The organism is Streptomyces sp. NPDC056169, from assembly GCF_042268445.1.
In the GTDB taxonomy this organism is placed as follows: domain Bacteria; phylum Actinomycetota; class Actinomycetes; order Streptomycetales; family Streptomycetaceae; genus Streptomyces.
In genome coordinates this window covers 381,894-403,412 of record NZ_JBHJUO010000004.1, presented here as the reverse complement: position 1 = coordinate 403,412, position 21,519 = coordinate 381,894, and the positions used below count along the sequence as shown (strand labels likewise).

The 21,519-nt window shown below is 71.4% G+C and carries 18 protein-coding genes and 2 pseudogenes; 7 read left to right on the top strand and 13 right to left on the bottom strand.

What is annotated here, in order from left to right:
- Nucleotides 1-44: 44 nt before the first annotated feature.
- Complete coding sequence (locus ACFC0G_RS08795) at nt 45-1,718, top strand: amidohydrolase (RefSeq protein ID WP_376399389.1); 1,674 nt, start codon at nt 45-47, stop codon at nt 1,716-1,718.
- A gap of 75 nt (nt 1,719-1,793) precedes the next feature.
- Here ACFC0G_RS08795 and ACFC0G_RS08790 read toward each other — a convergent pair whose 3' ends face one another.
- From ACFC0G_RS08790 to ACFC0G_RS08775, 4 genes are all read right to left on the bottom strand, one after another.
- The gene (locus ACFC0G_RS08790; RefSeq protein WP_376399386.1) at nt 1,794-2,690 is read right to left on the bottom strand and encodes a F510_1955 family glycosylhydrolase; all 897 of its coding nucleotides are present in this window, start codon (nt 2,688-2,690) and stop codon (nt 1,794-1,796) included.
- A gap of 89 nt (nt 2,691-2,779) precedes the next feature.
- Complete coding sequence (locus tag ACFC0G_RS08785; protein WP_376399383.1) at nt 2,780-3,463, bottom strand: DUF305 domain-containing protein; 684 nt, start codon at nt 3,461-3,463, stop codon at nt 2,780-2,782.
- Nucleotides 3,464-3,549: 86 nt separating this feature from the next.
- Entirely contained in the window at nt 3,550-3,942 is a 393-nt protein-coding gene (locus ACFC0G_RS08780; RefSeq protein WP_376399380.1) for a DUF6153 family protein, read from the bottom strand.
- 92 nt (nt 3,943-4,034) lie between these two features.
- Nucleotides 4,035-4,379: a tetratricopeptide repeat protein gene (locus ACFC0G_RS08775; RefSeq protein WP_376399377.1), complete on the bottom strand. Its 345-nt coding sequence runs from the start codon at nt 4,377-4,379 to the stop codon at nt 4,035-4,037.
- Nucleotides 4,380-4,482: 103 nt separating this feature from the next.
- On the opposite strand from ACFC0G_RS08775, the gene ACFC0G_RS08770 reads away from it, so the two are divergent.
- Nucleotides 4,483-5,448 carry a pirin family protein gene (locus tag ACFC0G_RS08770; protein ID WP_376399374.1) on the top strand — a complete coding sequence of 322 codons (966 nt, stop codon included), beginning with the start codon at nt 4,483-4,485 and terminating at the stop codon, nt 5,446-5,448.
- Nucleotides 5,449-5,719: 271 nt separating this feature from the next.
- Here ACFC0G_RS08770 and ACFC0G_RS08765 read toward each other — a convergent pair whose 3' ends face one another.
- Nucleotides 5,720-6,196, bottom strand: coding sequence for a DUF6326 family protein (locus tag ACFC0G_RS08765; RefSeq protein ID WP_376399371.1), 477 nt, complete (start codon nt 6,194-6,196; stop codon nt 5,720-5,722).
- A 249-nt stretch (nt 6,197-6,445) separates the two neighbouring features.
- On the opposite strand from ACFC0G_RS08765, the gene ACFC0G_RS08760 reads away from it, so the two are divergent.
- On the top strand, nt 6,446-7,498 hold the full coding sequence (locus ACFC0G_RS08760; RefSeq protein WP_376399369.1) for a sensor histidine kinase: 1,053 nt from the start codon (nt 6,446-6,448) through the stop codon (nt 7,496-7,498).
- Nucleotides 7,495-8,151, top strand: a complete 657-nt coding sequence (locus ACFC0G_RS08755) for a response regulator (protein ID WP_376399366.1) — start codon at nt 7,495-7,497, stop codon at nt 8,149-8,151. The genes ACFC0G_RS08760 and ACFC0G_RS08755 overlap by 4 nt, the downstream gene beginning before the upstream one ends.
- On the opposite strand, the pseudogene ACFC0G_RS08750 reads toward ACFC0G_RS08755, so the two are convergent.
- A pseudogene (locus ACFC0G_RS08750) lies at nt 8,051-8,365 on the bottom strand (transposase); the annotation flags it as partial. The gene ACFC0G_RS08755 and the pseudogene ACFC0G_RS08750 overlap by 101 nt on opposite strands.
- Before the next feature lie 303 nt (nt 8,366-8,668).
- Between ACFC0G_RS08750 and ACFC0G_RS08745 the strand changes: the two are divergent.
- Nucleotides 8,669-8,833: pseudogene (locus ACFC0G_RS08745) on the top strand (pirin family protein); the annotation flags it as partial.
- A gap of 10 nt (nt 8,834-8,843) precedes the next feature.
- Here ACFC0G_RS08745 and ACFC0G_RS08740 read toward each other — a convergent pair.
- Complete coding sequence (locus ACFC0G_RS08740) at nt 8,844-10,163, bottom strand: DUF2254 domain-containing protein (protein ID WP_376399363.1); 1,320 nt, start codon at nt 10,161-10,163, stop codon at nt 8,844-8,846.
- 219 nt (nt 10,164-10,382) lie between these two features.
- Between ACFC0G_RS08740 and ACFC0G_RS08735 the strand changes: the two genes are divergently transcribed.
- Complete coding sequence (locus ACFC0G_RS08735; protein ID WP_376399360.1) at nt 10,383-12,233, top strand: glycoside hydrolase family 15 protein; 1,851 nt, start codon at nt 10,383-10,385, stop codon at nt 12,231-12,233.
- Nucleotides 12,234-12,245: 12 nt separating this feature from the next.
- Here the strand turns inward: ACFC0G_RS08735 and ACFC0G_RS08730 are convergent, their stop codons facing one another.
- The 6 genes from ACFC0G_RS08730 to ACFC0G_RS08705 form a co-directional block, all read right to left on the bottom strand.
- Nucleotides 12,246-14,021, bottom strand: coding sequence for a cation:proton antiporter (locus tag ACFC0G_RS08730; RefSeq protein WP_376399357.1), 1,776 nt, complete (start codon nt 14,019-14,021; stop codon nt 12,246-12,248).
- A gap of 69 nt (nt 14,022-14,090) precedes the next feature.
- Nucleotides 14,091-15,173, bottom strand: a complete 1,083-nt coding sequence (locus tag ACFC0G_RS08725) for a cytochrome d ubiquinol oxidase subunit II (protein WP_376399354.1) — start codon at nt 15,171-15,173, stop codon at nt 14,091-14,093.
- Nucleotides 15,170-16,648 carry a cytochrome ubiquinol oxidase subunit I gene (locus tag ACFC0G_RS08720; protein WP_376399351.1) on the bottom strand — a complete coding sequence of 493 codons (1,479 nt, stop codon included), beginning with the start codon at nt 16,646-16,648 and terminating at the stop codon, nt 15,170-15,172. The genes ACFC0G_RS08725 and ACFC0G_RS08720 overlap by 4 nt, the downstream gene beginning before the upstream one ends.
- A 42-nt stretch (nt 16,649-16,690) precedes the next feature.
- Complete coding sequence (locus tag ACFC0G_RS08715) at nt 16,691-17,539, bottom strand: SDR family oxidoreductase (RefSeq protein ID WP_376399348.1); 849 nt, start codon at nt 17,537-17,539, stop codon at nt 16,691-16,693.
- A gap of 163 nt (nt 17,540-17,702) precedes the next feature.
- Nucleotides 17,703-19,283, bottom strand: coding sequence for a GMC oxidoreductase (locus ACFC0G_RS08710; protein WP_376399346.1), 1,581 nt, complete (start codon nt 19,281-19,283; stop codon nt 17,703-17,705).
- A gap of 167 nt (nt 19,284-19,450) precedes the next feature.
- On the bottom strand, nt 19,451-20,368 hold the full coding sequence (locus ACFC0G_RS08705) for a cyclase family protein (RefSeq protein WP_376399343.1): 918 nt from the start codon (nt 20,366-20,368) through the stop codon (nt 19,451-19,453).
- A gap of 288 nt (nt 20,369-20,656) precedes the next feature.
- On the opposite strand from ACFC0G_RS08705, the gene ACFC0G_RS08700 reads away from it, so the two are divergent.
- Nucleotides 20,657-21,508 (top strand): universal stress protein, encoded by an 852-nt coding sequence (locus ACFC0G_RS08700; protein ID WP_376399340.1) that lies wholly within the window; start codon nt 20,657-20,659, stop codon nt 21,506-21,508.
- Nucleotides 21,509-21,519: the final 11 nt, after the last annotated feature.

Genomic DNA, 21,519 nt, shown 5'->3' with positions numbered 1-21,519 from the left:
CCCTCCCGCAGCACACCCGCACGTACGTCACGGAGCCGTCCCGCATGAACAGCACCACCGCCGCGACCCCCGTCCACGCCGACCTCGTCCTCCTCGGGGCCCGCATCCACACCGTCGACCCCGCGCTCCCCGAGGCACAGGCCCTCGCCGTCCGCGCCGGCCGCATCGCCTGGATCGGCTCCGACGCCGAAGCGGCCGCCTGGACGGGGCCCGCCACCCGCGTCGTCGACGCCGCAGGACGGCTCGTCCTGCCCGGCTTCGTCGACGCCCACAACCACGTCCGCCTCGGCTCGGACGACGCCTGCGTCCAGCTCGCGGGCGCCCGCACCCTCGACGTCATCCACGAGCGGATCCGCGCCTGGCACGAGGCGCACCCCGACGCCGAGTGGATCGAGGCCGAGGCCTTCGACTACTCGGCCGTCCCCGGCGGACGCATGCCCACCGCCGCCGACCTCGACCCCGCCACCGGCGACACCCCCGCCGTCGTCCTCAGCTACGACGTGCACACCGCCTGGCTCAACACCGCCGCCCTCCGGCGGCTCGGCGTCGACCGCGACCACACCGACCTGCCCTTCGGCCGGGCCGTCACCGACCCGGACACCGGCGAACCCACCGGATTCGTCAAGGACTTCGCGATCAAGGGCCTCTCCCGCGACGGCCACCGCGCCCTGCGCGAGCTCGGCGTGCCCTGGGCCTCGCCCGACCGGCAGTACGGCCGCCTCGCCAAGAGCCTGGACGACGCCATCGGTTACGGCATCACCACCGTCGTCGAGCCGCAGAACTCCCTCGACGACCTCGCCCTCTTCCAGCGCGCCCGTGCGGAGGGACGGCTGCGCTCACGGATCGTCGCCGCGCTCTTCCACCCGCGCGGCACGACCGACACCGACCTCGACGCCTTCGAGGCCGCGGCGGAGGAGTTCGCCGACGACCGGCTGCGGGTCGGCCCGCTCAAGCTGTACATCGACGACGTCGTCGAACCCCGCACCGCCGCCCTCCTGGAGCCGTACGCGGGCTGCGCCCACCACCGCGGCGACACCTTCTACCCGCCCGAGGAGTTCGCCGAGCTGCTCACCCGCCTCGACGCGCGCGGCTTCCAGTGCTTCGTCCACGCCACCGGCGACCGGGGCATCCGCACCGTCCTCGACGCCGTCGCCCGCGCCCGCGCCGCCAACGGGCCGCGCGACGCCCGCCACCAGATCGTCCACGTCGAGTGCCTCGACCCGGCCGACACCCCCCGCTTCGCGGAACTCGGCGTCGTCGCCTGCATGCAGCCCCGGCACGCCGCGCCCGACATCGCGGGCCCCGGCCAGGACTGGGCCGAGAACATCGGCCCCGACCGCTGGCACAAGGCCTGGCCCCTGCGCAGCCTGCGCGCGGCCGGGGCGGTCCTCGCGCTCTCCAGCGACTGGAACGTCGCGGAGATGGACCCCATGGTGGGCATCCACGCGGCCGTCACCCGCCGCCCGCTCGACGGCGGGGAGAGCTGGACGGCGGGCGAGACGATCGACGTCGCGACCGCCGTCGAGGGCTACACGATGGGCTCGGCCTACGCCAACTTCCTTGAGGACGAACGGGGTTCGCTGACGGTCGGCAAGCTCGCCGACTTCGTCGTCCTCTCCCGCGACATCCTCCGCGTCGCGCCCGAGGAGATCCCGGGCACGGTGGCGGAGACGGTCGTGGTCGGCGGCGAGGTCGTCGTGGAGCGGCGCGCGGGGTAAGGGCGCGTGGGGTAGGGGCGCGCGGGGCGGGCGAGGCGTCGGGTGCGAGGTGCCCGAGACGCGGAGGCCTCGGGATCAGTGGCCGTCCTGCCCCGAGGCCACCGCGACCCGGCGCTCGAAGGTCCGCCCGCCGTCGCGGGACTCGTACACCCCGTCCTGGGTGGCGACGAGCAGCCGGCGGGCGTCCACGACGGTGAGCGCCTGCGGCGCCCCGCCCGGCACGGCGGCGACCCGGGCCCACCGGACCGCGGCACCCTTCCCCGTATCCGTACCGCGGAAGAGGACCCCGCTCGGGTCGACGCCGAAGAGGGCGTCGGGAGCGCCCCAGGAGACGTACGAGAGGACCTGGCCCGTGCCCGGGGCGAAGGTCCGCCCGCCGTCCGCGCTGCGGGCCACCCCGGTCTCGGTGGTGGCGAGGACGGTCTCGCCGGAGGCGGGGGAGACGGCGATGTCGAGGGCGCGCAGCGCGGCGCGGTCCTCCCAGGTGACGCCGTCGGGGCTGACCCGCAGCCGGGCGTTCGCGCTGTCGTATCCGTAGACCGTGGCATCGGGCGCCGTGTCGAGGGAGTGGAAGTCCACCTCGCCGCCGAGGGACTTCTCGTGCCAGGTGCGCCCGGCGTCCGTCGACTCGACGAGGCCGAGGTCGGCGGGTCCGCCGGAGCCGGGGGCGGGGTGCCCGCTCGCGAGGAAGGTGCCGGTCGCGGTGATCGTGAAGCCCATGAAGTCGTCCCTGCGGTCGCCGACCAGGGTCGGGCGGCCGGTGGCGTCCGGGGTGTGGATGCCGTCGTGGGTGGCGACGTAGAGCGTGTCGCCGCGCAGGCCGAGGCCGTGGATGTGGCTGAGAGCAGTGCCGGGGGAGCCGTCGCGGGAGTCGGCGGCGGGCGGCTCCTGGGTGCAGGCGGTCAGGGCGAGGGTGAGGGTGAGGACGGTGACGGCGGCGGTGGCCGCGGGCCCGGGGAAGTACTTCTTCATCGTTCTTTCGCCGGAGGAGAGGAGGGTACGCGGGGGGCGCGGCCGGCCCCGGTGAGGGGCCGGCCGCTGATAGTGAGGGTGCGGGCCGGTCAGAGCCGGTCGAGGATCTTCCGCAGCTCGGCGATCTCGGTGGACTGGGTCCGGACGACGTCGTCGGCGAGCTTCTTCGCCGAGGCGTTCCGCCCGTCCTTCTGCTCGTCCTTCGCCATGGCGACGGCGCCGTCGTGGTGGGCGATCATCAGCTCGGCGAACTTCCGGTCGAAGGCCTCGCCCTTGACGGCCGACAGGTCCTTCATGTCCTGCTCGGACATCATCCCGGCCATGCCGTGGCCGCCCCCGGAACCGTGAGCGGCCCCGGCCGACTCGGGCTTGCCCCAGCCCTTGAGCCAGGCCTTCATCTTCTGGATCTCCGGGTCCTGCGCCTGCTCGATCGCGGCGACGAGCTTCTTGACCTCGGGGTCCTCGGCGCGGCCGTCGGCGAGCTTCGCCATCTCCAGGGCCTGCTCGTGGTGGGGGATCATCATCTGGGCGAACATGACGTCCGCGTCGTTGAAGGCGCCGGGCGCGGCGGCCTCGGCGGAGGCGGAGGCGGGCGCCGAAGCGGAAGCGGAAGCGGAAGCGGGCGCCGAAGCGGCGGCGGACGGGGACGTCCCGCCGTGGCCCATACCGCTCATCCCGTCGTCCGTCCCGCAGGCGGCGAGCAGGAGACCGGCGGCCGTGACGGCTCCGGCCAGGGCGAACTTCTCGGCAGTGCGACGCGTGAAGGTGCGCATGGGAGTGATACCTCGTGTGCTGTCGAAAAAAGGGCAGGTCGAAGGCGTGCGCGGGCAGCACGAGGCGCCCGCGGTGGCGGTTCGGCCTAGATCCGCAGGATCGACAGCTGGGCGAGGTCGGGAGGTCGGCGCGGCGGCGCGTGGGGACCCCGTACGGGAATCAGCCGCGCGAGGACGAGGGCCAGCCAGTCGGGGTGTCGGGCCAGGGCGGCCCGGACGAGCCCGGCGAGGAGCCAGGCGCCGAGGACGGCCACGCACAGCGTGGTCATGTCCATCCCCGAACCGGGGTCGTGACGCGCGTCGGAACCGCCGTCGTCAGCGCCGTGCGCACCGGCCGGCGCGGCGGCGTGGTGGGCGGCCGCGGTGGTCTCCGTCGTACCGCCGGAGCCCTCGGGGTGGCCGACGGCGTGCATGAGGAACACGCCGAGCGCGAGCACGACGACGAGCAGAAGGTGCGCCAGGGCACCTCCTGCTCGCATTCCGCGCGCTCCGCTTCCGCGTTCCGCCCGCCGTGTACGCAAGACCAGGACCTCCTGGCCCGACCATACCGTGCGGGGGTATCAGAACGGCGTCAGGAAGGGGTCTCGCCCGCCATCGCGGCGGCCATCCGCAGGTGCGGAGCGGCCTCGTCCGCGCGTCCCTGGCGCTCCAGGGTGCGCCCGAGCATCAGCCGGGCGTAGTGCTCGACGGGGTCGCGGTCCAGGACGGCCCGCAGCTCGGTCTCGGCCCGGGAGAGCTGGGCGGAGTGGTAGTAGGCGCGCGCGAGGAGCAGCCGCTGGGCCGTCTGGTCCGGGTGCTCGGCGACGAGGCCGCGCAGGATGCGGACCGCGGTCCCGTACTCCTTGGCGGCGAAGAACAGCTGTGCGCGGTCCCAGCGCTCCCCGGCCGTTCCGAACTCGTAGTACGTGTCGCTCACTTGCTCTTCCTCTCCGGCTTCCCTGATCTGCCACTCTGTGTGACGGTCGACCAGGTCAACAAGCCTGGATGGTTGAACATTCCACTAAGGTAGGTTGAGCGTCATGAGCAATCTTGATCGTCAGGCCGCGTTGACGGTGTGCGGTGGCCGTGGCTTCGTCGTCGCCGAGCCCGTACGAGAGCTCCTCAGCCCGCGCCGCGTCCGGCTCGGGGAGTCGACCGAGGTCCGCAGGCTGCTCCCGAACCTCGGCCGCCGGATGGTCGGCGCGTGGGCATTCGTCGACCACTACGGCCCCGACGACATCGCCGACGAGCCGGGCATGCAGGTCCCGCCCCACCCGCACATGGGCCTGCAGACCGTGAGCTGGCTCCACGAGGGCGAGGTCCTGCACCGCGACTCCACCGGCAGCCTCCAGACGATCCGGCCGCGCGAGCTGGGCCTGATGACCTCGGGCCGGGCGATCTCCCACTCGGAGGAGAGCCCCCGGCCGCACGCCCGCCTCCTCCACGGCGCGCAGCTCTGGGTCGCGCTCCCCGACGCCCACCGCCACGTGGAGCCCCACTTCCAGCACCACGCCGACCTGCCCCGGGTCACGGCGCCCGGTCTCACGGCGACGGTGATCCTCGGCGCCCTCGACGGCGCGGTCTCGCCGGGCACCACGTACTCGCCCCTGGTCGGCGCGGACCTGACCCTGGCGGCCGGCACGGAGACGAACCTCCCGCTGGATCCCGACTTCGAGTACGCGGTCCTGTCCATGTCGGGCGAGGCCCACGTCGACGGCGTCCCGGTCCTGCCCGGCTCCATGCTGTACCTCGGCTGCGGCCGCACCGAGCTCCCCCTGCGCGCCCTGTCCGACGCGGGCCTGATGCTCCTCGGCGGAGAGCCGTTCGAGGAGGAGATCGTCATGTGGTGGAACTTCATCGGCCGATCCGGTGATGAGATCGCACAAGCGCGCGAGGACTGGGAGAAGGGCTCGCCGTTCGGCGAGGTCCACGGCTACGACGGCGCCCGACTGTCCGCCCCGGAGCTCCCCGCCACCCCGCTGAAGCCGCGCGGGCGAGTGCGCTGACCTCGGGAAACGTGTGACGGGACGGGTCGCGCTCGACTGATGGCCGCCGTGCGGGAACCCTTGATCGACTGCCGTCCTTTCGGCCGTGGTTCAGGGGTCCGCCGGGCTCGGGAGGGGTTGAGTGGATTCTCAGGTTCAGATGCGTACGGCTGGGCCTGCTCGGACCGATACCGACCTTTTGCTGACCTTTTCTGGCGCATGATCAACACACGGTTCCGGGTGCTGTCGTTGCAGGCAGGGATTCGACGCTTGTAGCTGAGCGCGAACGGTTTCACGGTCCGGGCTGGTCGCCGTGGTCGCCGTGGTCGCCGTGGTCGCCGACGGTACGGGGCCAGGTCCAGGCGTACCGCACGATGAGGGCGAGAAGGATCAATTCCAGTGCGATACCAAGGCCGTAGAAGTACAGCCAGGACGCGCCCACCGCGTTGAACGCCGTGACGGGAACGTAGAGCGAGGCCACGATGAGGTTCGTGATGCGGTTCGCCCGGGCGGGCAGCGTCGTCGACAGGACGACCATAAAGATGGGGATGGCCATGAGGCCCAGCGCCGTGGTCGAAAAGGTCTGGGAGAGGTCGAACTCGAAGACCTTGCCGTCGAGGATGTCTTTGATGACGCCGGGCGTGAAGAAGTTGAGAATGTCCACGTAGGCGTAGAGGAACATGAAGGCTGTCCACGTCGCGGCGAGCTTGGCTCTCAGCGGGATCCGCTGGTCTTCCAGTGTGGCGCTGGTGGGTTGACGTGTTCTCATAGTGGGCTCCGTTGTTGCGGTGAGGATCGGTAGTTCCACGATCGCTGAGCCCGGCGGCGGGCGCCTCGGCCCGGGGGCTTCGGTTCGCCTGGCCGATGGCATGGTCTCTCTCTCGTTCTTTCGGCGGATACGCCGAGGCGCGACGATGCCTAGTCTGGAGCCGTGGTCACTTTTCGGCGCTCCGTCTGGCATGAGCCGCGGCCTGCTGACGCCCCACCCATCGGTCGTCTGGACTGGCTACTGGTGGGCGTGTTCACGGCCGCCGCCTTGGTCGAGGGCATCGTTCGACCGGGCTTGGCCTGGCGACCACTTGTGACGGTGCTCGCCCTGGCGCTGATGCCTGCCCTGCTCTGGCGGCGGGGCCGCCCCCTCATGGCCGTCCTGGTCGGGTGGGGGGTCGCCGGGCTGCTCTCGGTCCTCCAGCTGACTGCGCACGCCGGGGATCTCGGCCTCTACTCCATGATGGCCGCCGTGATCCTGCTCTACTCCCTGGTGCGGTGGGGCTCGGGACGGGAGATCGTCTTGGGGACGGCGTTCGTGACAGTCGTTGTCGCGCTGGGGATGTACGCCACCTCCGCGGGCTGGGCCGACGTTTTCGGCGGGAGCGTCCTCTTGCTGTTGTTCGTCGCCCTCGCGGTGGTGTTCCGCTACCGCGCGGACCTCTGGCATCGCCAACAGCGCGAGATCCGCAATCAGGAGCGGGTGGCGCTGGCGCGAGAGCTGCACGACACCGTGGCCCACCACGTCTCGGCCATCGCGGTGCAGGCGCAGGCCGGTGGCGTGGTCGCCGGCATCCAGCCTGAGAAGGCTGCCGAGGCCCTGGCCGCGATCGAGTCCGAAGCGTCGCGAACCCTGGAGGAGATGAGATCCATGGTTCGGGTGCTGCGTGAGGAGGAAGCCGTCGCCTACTCACCGCAGCTGGGTGTCGCGGACCTGCCCGCTCTGGCGCGCGCCCACACGACGCCTACCGTCGAGGTCTCGCTGGACGGTTCGTTTGCCCGGCTGGCGCGACCCGTGGACGCCGCGCTCTACCGGCTCGCGCAGGAGTCGCTTACCAACGCCGTACGCCACGCCCGGAGCGCGACCCGCGTCGCGATCGACGTACGCCGGGAGGGCGACGCCGTCAGGCTGCGTGTCAGCGACGATGGACAGACCGAGCCGGGGCCGGCCCCGAAGCCCGGGTTCGGCCTGCTGGGCATGGCCGAACGCGCCCAGCTCCTCGGCGGATCGCTCTCCGCGGGGCCGGGGCCCGAGGGTGGCTGGGTGGTCGAGGCCGTGCTGCCGATGGCGGCGTTGGCATGAGCATCCGTGTTGTCGTAGCCGACGACCAGGACTTGGTCCGGACCGGGCTGGTGATGATCCTCGGCGCGCAACCCGACCTCGAGGTCGTGGGGGAGGCGGCAGACGGGCTCGCAGCGCTCGACCTGGCGACCCGGCTGCGTCCCGATGTCCTCCTCGTCGACATCCGGATGCCCGGGCTCGACGGCGTCGAGGTGACGCGGCGTCTGGCCGGGCCAGGCGTGACGGACCCGATGGCGGTCGTCGTGATCACCACCTTCGACCTCGATGAGTATGTCCTCGGCGCCCTACGCGCCGGCGCCCGCGGCTTCCTGCTCAAGAACGCCGGGCCGGAGCTCCTCGTGCAGGCCATCCACGCGGCGGCCAACGGGGACGCGCTGATCGCCCCCAACGTCACCCGCCGGCTGCTGGCGACCTTCGCCGACCAGACGCCGGTGGTACCCGTCCAGCCGAGAAACCCGCTCACCGAGCGCGAGGAGGAGGTGCTCGCGCTGGTGGCACGAGGCCGGACCAACGCCGAGATCGCCACCGAGCTCTTCGTCAGCCTGAGCACGGTCAAGACCCACGTCGCATCGTTGATGACCAAGCTCGGCGCACGCAACCGCGTCGAGATCGCGATGTGGGCACACGACACCAGACGCGTGAGAGGCGATTAGCGCGGATCGCAGCGTAGGCACCTGGGGTTCGCTGGCCCAGCGATGAGCGCGGCCGGTCGTGGTCGTACTCCTCCTTCCAGTCGCCGATGGTGACCCTGGCGTGGGTCAGGGACCAGAACAGGTGGATGTTGAGGCATTCGTCGCGCAGGCGACCGTTGAAGGACTCGATGAAGGGGTTGTGCCACGGTTCCCCGGGTGGGATGAACAGGCAGCCGCGCACGCTCTCCGGCCTCCTGTCGGACCACCGACATGACCGCCGCCGGCGTCGATCCGCGCTGGCGGGCGTTCTTGCGACGCTTCGACTCGTCGCGCACGCCCACCTGCGGCTCGCCAGGCCGCTTGCCGAGGACATTCGCCGGCCTTGGGACCGACCGCTGGAACCGAGCAGGCTCACCCCGGCCCGGGTCCGCCGAGGTGGTGGCCATGTTGGTTGACTCCCGGGCGTCTTGCTGACCTTTTGCTGACCGCGGATGGTGGATCGGGCCTCTGAGCTGGGATGAAACGGCAATCCCGTGCTATGTGGTGGAACTTCGTGGGCCGCACGGACGAGGAGATCCGCGAGGCGAGGGAGGCCTGGATGGCGAGCGACCGCTTCGGCGAGGTCAAGGGCTACGACGGCGACCGCCTGGACGCCCCGGAGGCTCCCGTCGCCCACCTCAAGGCGCGGGGACGCGTGCGCTGACCGGACTCGCTCAGGGGCCGTCCGGTGAAGGCGGCGCAGGGGGGCGGGGGAGGGGCCGCCCGCCGATGCCCTGGTGGTCGGCCTGTTCCGCGACGGCCCGGCGGGCCCGGTCGGTGAACTCGCGCTCGACCGAATCCTGGAGGAGGAGCAGCTGCGTGCGCACGGCGGAGTGCCGCGATGACGGCAGGACGTCGAGCAGGCCGTCCAGCATGGCCCGGAGCCTCCGGCAGATCTGCACGGACGAACCCCCGTAGTCACGGATCTCGCAGACGGCGAGCTCCAGATAGCTGTCCCAGTCCCTGCCCGGGAGCACGAGCCGGGCGGCCCCGTCGCGATCGGCCAGGACGTACCGTCCGGGGAGCCGGACGCCGCCCACCGTGTGCAGGAACCACTCGATGTAGTTGATGACCTGCACCGCGGTCGTGGGGTCGTTCACCGCGGGAGAGAGGGCCCTGATCGCGACGTCGACGAGGACCCTCAGCGCGAAGGCGGGATCCTGTTCGATCGTGCGCTCGGGGCCGAGGGCGATGAAACCGGTCACCCGCTCCGGGTCCGGTCCGGACGTGCCGCCGTGGACCTCCACGAGCACGGTGCCGGGCGGTACGAAGTCTCCGATCAGCCGGGTCACGACGAAGACGCAGTCGTGGCGGGCCGCCTCCTCGACCAGGCCGGGCACGTTGAAGGCCTGAATCGCTCCGCCGCGCACCGTACGAATGCGCGTCACGGGACCGTCGGACGGCACGGATCCTTCGCCGCGAGGCCTGGCGCCCCGGATCGCCGCGGCGCCCTCGGTGAAGACGGTCTCTCCCAGATGAGCGACCAACTCCGCGATGGCCACGGGCCGGAGGCTGTGGGTGAACCGGTTGAGGTAGACGAGCAGGAGGACCAGGCTGACGGCCACCGCCGCGCCGGCCAGGGTGACCCCGAGGTCGGGCACCGACGCGGTCTCGACGCTCCGCAGCAGGGAGAAGGAGAACGCGAACGTCCCGGTGAAGGTCGCCAGAACCGCCTTCTGCAGCCGGTCCCGGTACCAGAGGCGCATGTACCGGGGGGAGAGGGTTCCCGTGGCCTGCTGCACCACCAGCACACCGATCGTGACGACGAACCCGAGCAGCGCCACCATCGCGCCCACGATGGCGGTGAGCACACCGCTCGCGGTCGTCGCGGAGTAGTGCCAGCCGCTCGGCGGCCAGTCCGCGCTGTCGGCGGCCAGGGCGGCCTCGGCGAGAGCGGCGCCGAGGACGAGACCGAGCATCGGCACGATCCACAGGCTGGCCTTGACGTACTGCCTCAACCGGAACCTGGCCGCCCAGGACATCCTGACACCCATGCCACGCCCCCTTCGCGGGAGGAGTAGGTGCTCGGCCTCCCCCTCACGGTAGGGCGATTCCCGGACCCGCGCGCAACGGCGGCGCCGTCACCCCGCGTCACGCTCTCGCCAGGACGGAGCCACACCCCTCGGCCTAAGCTGAGGAATGCCCTCCGGCCGCCTCGCCCCCGGTGCGCAGAAGCCCGGCATGGGGTCGGCCGGGGCTGAAAGGGGCCCGCGATGGAGGACTATCCGCTGATCGAGGACCACGGTCTGATCGGAGATCTGCAGACCGCTGCGCTCGTGACGACCGATGGGACGATCGACTGGTTCTGTTGCCCCCGGTTCGATTCGCCCAGTGTCTTCGGCGCCCTGCTCGACCGGCGCAAGGGCGGTCACTTCACCGTGCGGCCGGTTGCGGACACGTACACGACCAAACAGCTCTACCACCCGGACACGGCTGTTCTGGTGACGCGCTTCATGACCGAGGCAGGGGCGGGGGAGGTCGTCGACTTCATGCCGGTGACGGGAACCACCGCGACCGACCGGCACCGTCTCGTCCGCATGCTCCGCTGCGTACGCGGCAGCATCACGTTCGAAGGGGAGTTCGCTCCGCGCTTCGACTACGGCCGCAAGCCGCACGAACTGCACGCCACCGAACACGGCGCGCTGTTCACCTCGGACGACCTGGACTTCGCCGTCCACCCCGTCCGCGAGCCGGAGGACGAGCGCCTGCTGAACATCCGCCTGGGAGACCACCACGACCTGCGCTTCTCCCTGAGCCTGCGGGCGGGGCAACAGCGCGGCCTGGTCCTGGAATCGGCCCCCGACGGGCCGCCGCGGGAGATCCCCCTGGACGAGTTCGAGCGCCTCTTCGACCAGACGGTCCACTTCTGGCGCTCCTGGCTGGGGCAGTCCACCTACTCCGGGCGCTGGCGGGAGGCGGTGGAACGATCGGCCGTGACGCTGAAGCTCATGACGTACGCGCCGACCGGCGCCCTGGTCGCCGCGCCCACGGCGGGCCTCCCCGAGCAGCTGGGCGGCGAGCGCAACTGGGACTACCGGTTCACCTGGATCCGTGACGCCTCGTTCTCGGTGTACGCCCTGCTCGGCCTGGGATTCAAGGAAGAGGCGTCGGCGTTCATCGACTGGCTGCACGATCGGGTGAAGCAGGAAGCCGGCCAGGAGAGCGGCTCGGGGCCGCTGAACATCATGTACCGGGTCGACGGCTCCACCGACCTGGTCGAGGAGACGCTCGACCACTGGGAGGGATTCCGCGGCTCCGCCCCGGTCCGCATCGGCAACGGAGCGGCGAACCAGCTCCAGCTGGACATCTACGGCGAGGCACTCGACAGCATCTACTTCGCGCACGAGCACGGCATGCATCTCGACCACGGCGGCTGGAAGGCCCTGCACACCCTGCTCGACTGGCTGGCCGGGCACTGGGATCAGCCCGGCGAAGGGCTGTGGGAGACGCGCGGGGGCCGGAAGGACTTCACCTACGGCCGTGTCATGTCCTGGGTGGCCTTCGACCGTGCCCTGCGGATCGCCTACGACGACGGCCGTCCCGCGGCCGGCGGCGTCTGGACCGGCGCGCGGGACGCGATCTACGAGCAGGTGTACGAGCGCGGCTGGGACCCGGGGAAGCGGGCCTTCGTGCAGCACTACGGCGACGACGTGCTCGACTCGTCGCTGCTGCGCATGCCGACGGTCGGCTTCATCACGCCGGACGATCCCATGTGGAAGACCACGCTCGACGCGATGGAGCGCGAACTGGTCAGCGACAGCCTCGTCTACCGCTACAACCCCGAGGCGTCCCCCGACGGGCTGCGCGGTTCCGAGGGAACCTTCTCCCTGTGCACGTTCATGTATGTCGACGCCCTGGCCCGGGCCGGGCGCCTCGACATGGCCAGGCTCGTGCTGGAGAAGATGCTCACCTACGCCAACCACCTGGGGCTGTACTCCGAGGAGATCGACCTGACGGGACGGCAGTTGGGGAACTTCCCGCAGGCCTTCACCCATCTGGCACTGATCGACGCCGCGATCACCCTGGACGCGATGCTTCGGGACGCGCGGCGCGGCGGCGCGTAGACGGCGGGAGTCTCAGCGCGGTGCGGTCGTGGGCGCGGGCCCGAGGAGGACGACGGTGTCACCGTCCTGAGGCACGGCCTGCTGTCTCTCCGTGACGGGGTCCAGCCGGTGGTCGGCCCGGACCACGAACAGCGTGTCGTACTCCGGCGGCAGGGCGGCGGCGGCCGGCTGCACGGCGAACCGGGCGCCCTGCCCGTAGCGCTCCGCGAGGACGTGGCGTACCAGGGAGCTGCCGAAGAGGATGTCGCCGCCGGTGTACGGGGCGACCACGCCGTGGCTGTCGTGCGGCGGCCCCACCCGGTAGACGGGTCCCTCGACGTTGTCCTGCATGACGATCGAGGCGAGCGCGTTGAAGTCGTCGTCGTCGGTGGCCAGGAAGACGGCCGTCACGCCCTCCAGTCGGGCCCCGGGGTTGATGGCCGTGGCGAGCAGATCGCCCTTCGCCAGGTCCAGGCCCGCCGCCTTGATCCGTTCCCGTTCCTCGTCGAGTCCCGCCCACATCAGTACGTCGAGGCCCGCGGACCGCAGGGCGCTGCCCAGGTCGACCACCCACGGCTCGCCACCCACGAGGAGGACGCGGGTGCCCTCCGCCTTGACGACCCCCAGCCGTCTGGCCACCGGCGCCGCCGTCAGCGCGTAGAGCAGAACGGTCCCCACGATCACCAGGAAGGTGACGGGGAGGAGCTTCGCCGCCCCGGGCACGCCCCGTTGCACCAGGCCGGAGGAGAAGGCCGACGCCGTCGCCGCCGCGACGATGCCGCGTGGGTCCATCCAGCCGACGAAGGCGCGTTCGCCGCGTGTGAGGTCCGTGCGCGCCGCGGCGCCGAAGGCCACGATCGGGCGGACCACCAGGACGAGGATCGCGATCAGGACGAGCGCCGGAAGGAGGACCGGCACCAGGGACGCCGGGGTGACGGTGGAGGAGATGGAGACGAACAGCAGTCCGATGATCAGCTGGACCAGGGTCTCCAGGAAGGGGCGGCGTGCGGGCATGTCGAAGCCCTTGATGTTGGACACGGCGAGGCCCGCCACGATCGCCGCGATGAGCCCCGTGTCGTCCCGCACGATGTCGCAGCCCGCCGAGATGCCGATGACGACGGCGAGCTGGGCCAGTGTTCCCAGCGTCTCGCCGAGCCGCAGGGTGCGCAGGGTGAACCACAGCAGGGCGGTTCCCACGACCCCGCCCGCCAGCCCGACGGCGAGGCTGAGCCCGAACTGGCCCAACTGGTAGCCCCGGCCGATGTCGATCCGGTGCGTGGAGGCGATCGCGTGGAAGGTGAGGGCGCCGAGGATGGCGCCGATCGGGTCGGTCAGCGTCCCCTCCCAGATCAGGATGCGCCGCACCTTGTCGCTCGGCCGTACGAAGTCGAGGATCGGCCCCACGACCGTGGGCCCCGAGACGACGAGGATCATGCCGAGCATCGCGGCCACGCGCAGGGTCATGTCGAACATCGCCGGTGCCACCGTCCCGGTGACGAGGAAGGTGAGCAGCACGCCGTACACGAGCAGCCTGCCCACGATCCCGCGCGTGTGGTGGGCCAGCTTGCGCAGGTCGAGTCCCAGGCCGGCGTCGTAGAGGATCACCGCGACGGACAGCGACACGATGGCGGAGAAGTCCGGCCCCAGCAGGTTCTCCGGGTGAACGACGTCCGTGAGCGCGCCGGCGGTGAACCCGGCGGGCAGCAGGATGATCAGGGCCGGGACGCGCAGTTTGCTCGCCAGGATCTGCGAGCCGGTGGCGAGCACCACCGTCAGGGCGAGTCCGAGGAGGATCTCGTCGTCGGTCACTGCGGCTTCCTCCGTCGGAGTGCGGGAGCGAAAGGACGCCCGGCGGGGGCGGGGGTCGGGGACAGGGGTTCAGTCGTCGTGTGTCGCACCGTCACCGGTTCCACGGATGCCACGGGTTCCGCCGGTGCCGCTTCCTGTGCCCAGTTCGGCGTCGGTGAGCTCCTCCAGCTCGCCGTGGGCGTCCAGCCAGTAGAGGAAGACGACGGCCGGTACGACGAGCAGCAGGGCGACGAGGGTCACGACCGCCAGCCACGTCAGGGTGGCGGGCGCGCCGGCGGCGTCGGCGACGGTCAGCGAGGTGGGCAGCAGATAGGGGCGCTGGGCCATGCCCCAGGCGAGGACCGCGGACGCGACGACCCCGACCGCCGCGACGCGCAGCCACGTGCCCGGTGTCCGCAGGAGCAGGGCGCCGGTCGCGAGTGCGGCCACTCCGGCGACGGCGACGAAGAGCAGTCCCAGGCCGTGGGTGAGTCCGTGCCACACGTACGGGGAGTCCTCGTGGGTGACGAACCCGGTGACCACGGCCAGGACGGTCAGCGCGCCGAGACCGCCCAGCGCCCGCCGTCTGAAGTAGCCGATGAGATCGGGTGCCTCGAACCTGCGGGCGTCACCGGTGAGGAACACCGCGCCGAGGAAGGCCGTGGTCGCGATCGCCACCAGCCCGAACACGAGGGAGGTGGGGTTGGTCCAGGCGTCGGCCGAGGCCGTGGTTCCGGGCGTGACGCGTCCCGAGGCGATGCCTCCGACGGCGGTTCCGAGGAAGAACGGCGTCACGAGCGAGGCCACGGCGAACACGGCACCGTACAGGCGCCGTCCGGCGAGCCGCCGGGTGGGCTTGCGGAAGGCGAATCCGGCGCCCCGCAGGACCATGCCCACGACCGCCAGGGCCAGCGGCAGCCACATCGCGGAGAACACGGTCTGGAAGAGGGTGGGGAAGCCGGTCCACATGACGACGAGGACGAAGATGAGCCAGACGTTGTTCACCTCCCACACGGGGGCCATGGCGTGGTCGATGAGCCACCGGGGGCGCCGGCCGCGTTCGGTCCCTCCGGCGGTCAGATCCCAGAAGCCGGCGCCGTAGTCCGTGCCTCCGGCGCAGGCGTACGCGACCACGGCGAGGAGCAGCACCACGGCGATGAGGTCGGCGGTCATGGGCGGTCTTTCCCGGTGCCGGTGGTTCCGCCCGCGGAGGCGTCCTGGGGGGCTCGCGGCCCGTAGGGGGTGTCGGCCTCGGGCTCCAGCGCCGCACCACCACCGCCACCACCCGCCGCATGCTGTTCGTCCGCGAGCCGCCAGCGCGTGCGCATCGTGAGCAGGATGCGGACGAACGTGCCGAACAGGAGGACGTACACCACCATGACGACGCCGAGCATGATCCACAGGGTGCCGGAGCGGGTCGGCGTCACCGCCTCGGCGACCCGCATGTTCTGGTACACGATCCAGGGCTGGCGTCCCACCTCGGTGGCGATCCAGCCGCACTCGACGGCCACCACGGAGGCCACGCCCGCGCAGGCCGCCGAGCGGTAGAACCACGGCGAGGCGGGCAGCCGCCGGTGCCGCAGCCAGACGAACCCGTACCAGAGGGCGAGTACCACCAGCACGGATCCGATCAGGACCATGAGGTCGAAGGCCCAGTGGGCGATGGTCGCCTGTGTCGCGGTGGGGCGCTGGTCCGCCGGGACGGAGGTCAGGCCCACCACCCGGGTGTTCGGACTGAACCCGGCCAGGACCGAGTCGAGCAGCGGGATCTTGATGCCGCCCGAGACGCTGCCGTCCTCGTTCAGCCGCCCGAAGAGGTACTCCGGCACCCGGGTGTCGGTCTTCCAGACGATCTCCAGCGCGGCGAACTTCACCGGCTGCTTGTGGAACACCGACCGGGCGATGGAGTCGCCGAGGACGAACTGCACCGGGGTGGCGACGGCGGCGATGGTGAAGGGGACGGCGAAGCCGAGCCGGTGGTAGTGGTCCCGGCGGCCGCGCAGCCAGCCGGTGGCGTACACCCCGGCCACCATGAAGCCCGCGGTGATGATCATCGCCACGACGAAGTGCCAGTACTGAGGTCCGAACATCGGCGTGAAGATCGCCTTCCAGACGTTCACGTCGACCGGCTTGCCCTCGGAGTCGAGCGAGAAGCCCTGCGGCGTGTTCATCCAGGAATTGGCGGCGAGGATGCCGAACGCCCCGAGCAGGGCGGTGAACGGCAGGGGCAGCCCGAGCAGGAAATGGGTCCGCGGCTTCAGCCGCCGCCATCCGTACAGGTAGACGGCGATGAGCACGGCCTCCAGGAAGAAGGCCCAGGCCTCGACGCCGAACCCGATGCCGAAGACATCACCCCACCGTCCCATCAGGCCGGGCCAGAGCAGACCGAACTCGAACGACAGCACCGTGCCGGTGACGATCCCGAGCGCGAACTGCACCGCCATGACGGCCGACCAGCGCCGGGCCAGGAGCAGGGCCGTGGCGTCCCCGCGGCGCAGCCCGCGGTAGTGCATGACCAGGGTGATGAAGGGGAAGGCGACGCCGAGGGGGACCAGGATGATGTGGGAGGCCAGCGTGAAGGCCATGAGTTCCCGGGCCGGCAGGAGTTGGGCCGGGGCCTCCGCCAGCAGGTGGAGCGAGGTGGACATGCAAGCCTTCGCTGTTCGTGAACGTGACGGGCCGGGAGACGGTCAGCCGCCCGTGGCGAAGCCCGGGAAGAGGGTCATGCCGCCGTCGACGTACAGGGTGGTTCCCACCACGTAGTCCATGAGGTCGGAGGCGAGCGCGACGACGGCGTTGGCGATGTCCTCGGGGTCGCCGATCCGGTCGTACGGAATGAGCCGCAGGAGGTCCACCCGCGCTTCGGGCGTCTCCCAGGCGGCCCGGTTGATCGGCGTCCTGATCGCCCCGGGGGCGACCGCGTTCACCCGGATCTTCTCCGGTGCCAGCTCCTGGGCCAGGGTCTGCATCATCATCTGCACCCCGCCCTTGGAGGACGCGTAGTTGACGTGGCCCGCCCAGGGGATGAGCTGGTGCACCGAACTCATGCAGATGATCTTCCCGGCGGAGCGGGAGACCTCGGGGACCACGCCCCGGCGCCGGAACTCCCTGGCCGCCTCCCGCGCACACAGGAACTGGCCGGTGAGATTGACGTCGAGGACCTTCTGCCACTGGGCGAGGGTCATCTCGGTGAGCGGGGCGTCACGCTGCAGCCCCGCGTTGGCCACGAGGATGTCGAGGGTGCCGAACTCCCGGACCATCCGGTCCGTCATGGCGACGACCTGGTCGTCCCGGGACACGTCGGCCTCGTACGCGGCGGCGCGCACCCCGAACGAGGAGATCTCCCGGACCACTTCCTCGGCGGCCTCGCGGCCCGTCACGTAGTTCACGACCACGTCGGCGCCCGCCCGGCCCAGACCGATGGCCGTGGCCTTGCCGATGCCCGAGTTGGCGCCGGTGACCAGAGCCTTCTGGCCGTGCAGCAGACGCGCCGGGATCACACTCGGTGATGCCGACGATGCCCCCACAGTGGAATCCATTCCCTGCCTCCTCGCTGCGCGGTCGCCCTGAGCCCGGGGCCGGCGCGGCCGGGCAGCAGCTCACGCAACCACCCGACGGGGCGGTCGGCCTCTCCTGCGGGCCGCCCTTGGGCCGTTGGGCCCAGCATCTTCGTCCGGACGGACCAACGGCCGGCCGCCGCACTCAACCCAGCCGGGCCAGGAGGTGGTCCCCGACCCGGAGGGCGTTGGCGATGGCCGTCAAGGACGGGTTGACCGCGCCGATGCTCGGGAAGAAGCTCGTGTCGACGACGTACAGGTTGTCGAGGTCGTGGGCCTTGCAGTCGACGTCGAGCGCGGAGGCGGCGGGGTCGGTGCCGAAGCGGACGGTGCCCGCCTGGTGCGCCGTCGCACCGATCGGCATGCCCTTGTGCAGGTAGATGCTGCGGGACAGCAGGTGGTGCTCGTGCATGCCGAGGTGGCCGAGCATGCCCTGAAGCTTGTGCCGCAGCCGCCGCAGGCCTTCGACGTTGTTCTTCTCGTCGAGAGTGAGACGGATTCGGGCGTCGTCGTCGAGCGTGACGCGGTTGTCGGGCAGGGGAAGATCCTCGCCGCAGAGCCAGAAGTCGACGGCGTGACGGGCCAGCACCTCGAACGGCATGTCGGGTGTCACCGCGCCGGCCCACCGGGGGGCCTCGCCGTGGATCTGTTCGGCGTCCGACTTGCCCAGCATCTGGATGCCGCCCAGCGGGAAGTCCCAGTCCTCCGCGCCGAGATACCAGTCGTTGAGGGCGAGGGTCTTCTGGAACCGGGTGTCGTTGGGTTCCTTCGACACCGCCATCAGAGCGAGGTTGTTGTGCCGCATGTAGAACCGGCCGACCACGTCCGAGCTGTTGGCGAGGCCACGGGGATGGTGCTCGTTCGCCGAGGCCAGCAGCAGCGCCGCGGAGTTGACCGCCCCGCAGGAGACGACCACCACGTCCGCCGTGTACCGGACCTCGGAACCGTCCGCCAGCCGGCCGACGACCGCGCTGACGCTGCGTCCCCGGGCATCCGTCTCCAACCGGACCACCTGGGTGTCCGTGACCATCTCGACGTTGGGGTGCTCCAGGGCCGGTGCCACACAGATCACCTCGGCGTCGGACTTGCCGCGCACCAGACATGGGAAGCCGTCGACCCGGTCGCACCGGATGCAGACACTGGAGTGGGTGGCCCGCCCCCCGTTCTCCTGGGTCAGATCGACACCGATCGGCAGGTGGAACGGGTGCAGGCCACGCCGCTCCAGATCGTCGCTCAGCTGCTGGATGCGCGGCTCGTGCTCCACGGGAGGACGGATGTACTGCGCGCTGACCGGGCCTTCGCCGGGATCCTCGCCGTGCCGTCCGTGCACGAGGTACAGGTGCTCGGCCTGCGTGTAGTACGGCTCCAGATCCTCGTACCGGATCGGCCAGGCCGGGGAGACACCGCCGTGATGGCGGATCTCGCCGAAGTCCTCGGGCCGCAGCCGGAACAGGGCGGCGCCGTAGAACTTGGTGTTGCCACCGACGTAGTAGTTGACCTCGGGCGGGAACTCGTCGCCGTTCCTGTCCAGCCAGAACTCCGGCGCACGGTACTTGCCCCTGACGAACACGGCCGTCGAGTCCCAGTTGTCCCGCTCGCGCGGGAGGTAGCCGCCGCGTTCGACCAGGAGGACGCGCTTCCCGGACGGGGCGAGCCGATGGGCGAGCGTGCCTCCGCCCGCGCCGGTGCCGATGACGATCACGTCGTAGTGAGGGGCGTCGCCCATGGCGACCACCGTCCTTGGAATCGCGGTTCTCGGAATCACGGTCCCGACCTGGTGTCAGGCACCTGGCGCCCCGGCGGGCGGGGGTCCGGCGGCCCCACCTCTCTCGAACCTAGCGGCCCTCCTCGCGGACGGCGACCGGAGCGGCGGTCCCTGGCGCCGGGCCCCGTTCACAGCACCGCCAGCGGGTTCACGGGCGACCCCGTGGCCCCGGGCAGCCGCAGCGGGGCGACCACACAGAGAAAGCTCCAGCGCCCGGCCCGCGCGCAGACCGGGACGAGCTCCTCGAAGCTCAGGTAGTCCATGAGGTGGATCCCCATGGCGTGGATGGCCAGGACGTGTACGGGGAAGGCGGCGCCCTCCGCCAGGCTGGGCGCGGTGTCGTTGTTGCCGTCGCCGCCCAGAACGGTCACCTCGCGATCGGCCAGGAACTCCACGGCGGTCGGGTGAAGGCCCGCCCGTGCTCGGGCGGCGTCCCACGGGCCGAGTTCGGTGCGCCGAAGACGATGCCCGACCCTGACGAACAGCAGGTCGCCCGGTCCGACCCGGACCCCCTGTGCGGCCTCGGCGGCCGTCAGGTCGCCCGAGGTCACGTGGTCGCCCGGTTCCAGCCACGGCACGCCACGCAGCCGCGGGATGTCCAGCAGGACGCCCCGGCCGACGATGCCGTTCCTCAGCACGTCGACGGAGAGCCGACGGGCCCCCTCGGCCGTCACGGTGCTCGCGGGCACCCCGCCGTAGAGGTAGCCGTCGACCACCACATGACAGAGCGCGTCGAGATGACTGTCCGCGTCGCCGTGCACGTTCATGGCGAAGCGGTCCAGGGCGAAGTGGAGCCCGTCCGATCCGAGTTCGCCCGGGATCGGCCCGTTCATCCGGTGCACCGCGGGCTCGGGGTCGTCGGGTCCCCGTACCGTCTCGATCGGAGCCGCCAGCGACACCGTCTCCCCGGCACGGACTTCCGCGGCGGCCGCCGCGACCCGCTCAGGGGTCAGATGACGGAGCGCGCCGCACCGGCCGGTCACGGCCGGCGGAGCCGCCCGGTTCCGGAGCCGCTCGTAGAGCACCCGGAAATCGGGCGCCGACATGCCGCTCGCCGTCGGAGGTTCCACGGACGGGGCCATGCGTACCCTCTCGTCCGGAGTATTCGGAGTCTTCGGAGTATGCGGAGTACTCGGAGTGTCGGACACCTCCAATCTGACCCCCGGCGTCCCCCGGCGCACGTCGACGGGACGACAGGGCCCGTCCCCGCCGTGGCGAAACGGGTCGCCGCCCCCGCATCCCGGTAGCTTCGTGGCCAGGTGCCCTCGCACAAGGATGCCCATCGGCGCCCCTGTGAGGGCCTGTCGACGATGGCCCGAGGCGAGGAGATCAGCATGTCCCGACCTGTCGCGGTGGGAGTGGACGGCTCTGACGGAAGCGTGGCGGCGGTGGACTGGGCCGCCGACGAGGCGGCGCTGCGCGGCGACGGCCTGCGACTGGTGTACGCCACCCGGTGGGCGGAGCATCAGCTGGGGGCGATGAAGGTGTCGCACGCGGATCGCGCCGGCGAGGCGGAAGGGGTGCTTGCGGCGACCGAGCGACATGTCGGCTCGCGGCAGCCGGAGCTCGCCCTGACCGCCGACGAGGTCGAGGACGCGCCCGTCAGCGTGCTGCTCGACGCCGCCGCCGCGGCGGAGCTGCTCGTCGTGGGCTCTCACGGGCTGGGGAGCGTCCGCGGGTTCATCGTCGGCTCGGTGGGGCAGGAGGTGATCGCGGCAGCAGCACGTCCCGTGGTTCTCGTCCGCCCCGGATACGAGAAGGACAGGGCCGGTGCGCCCGGGGGGAGCGGCCGCCGGAAGGTGGTCCTCGGCCTCGACGTGAACGACGTCGAGGACGAGCTCGTGGACTTCGCGTTCGACTTCGCCGGCCGGCACGGTGCCCCGCTGGAGATCGTGCACACGTGGCACCACTCCTTCGTCCACCACCCCGACGCGGCCACGAGGGACGACATGGAGGCGGCGCTCTCCGGCGCGGTCCTGCCCTATCGGGACAGGTTCCCTGCGACGGAGGTGACGGTGGTGTCCGCTCCGGGACGGGCGGCCGAGCATCTCATCGAGGCCGCGTCGGACGCGCGCCTGGTGGTCGTCGGCCGGCGCAGGGCGGCCAGGGGCGCCCACATCGGATCGATCACCCACGCGGTCATCCACCACGCCCCCTGTCCTGTCGCCGTCGTACCGCACGCCTGACGGGGAGGGCC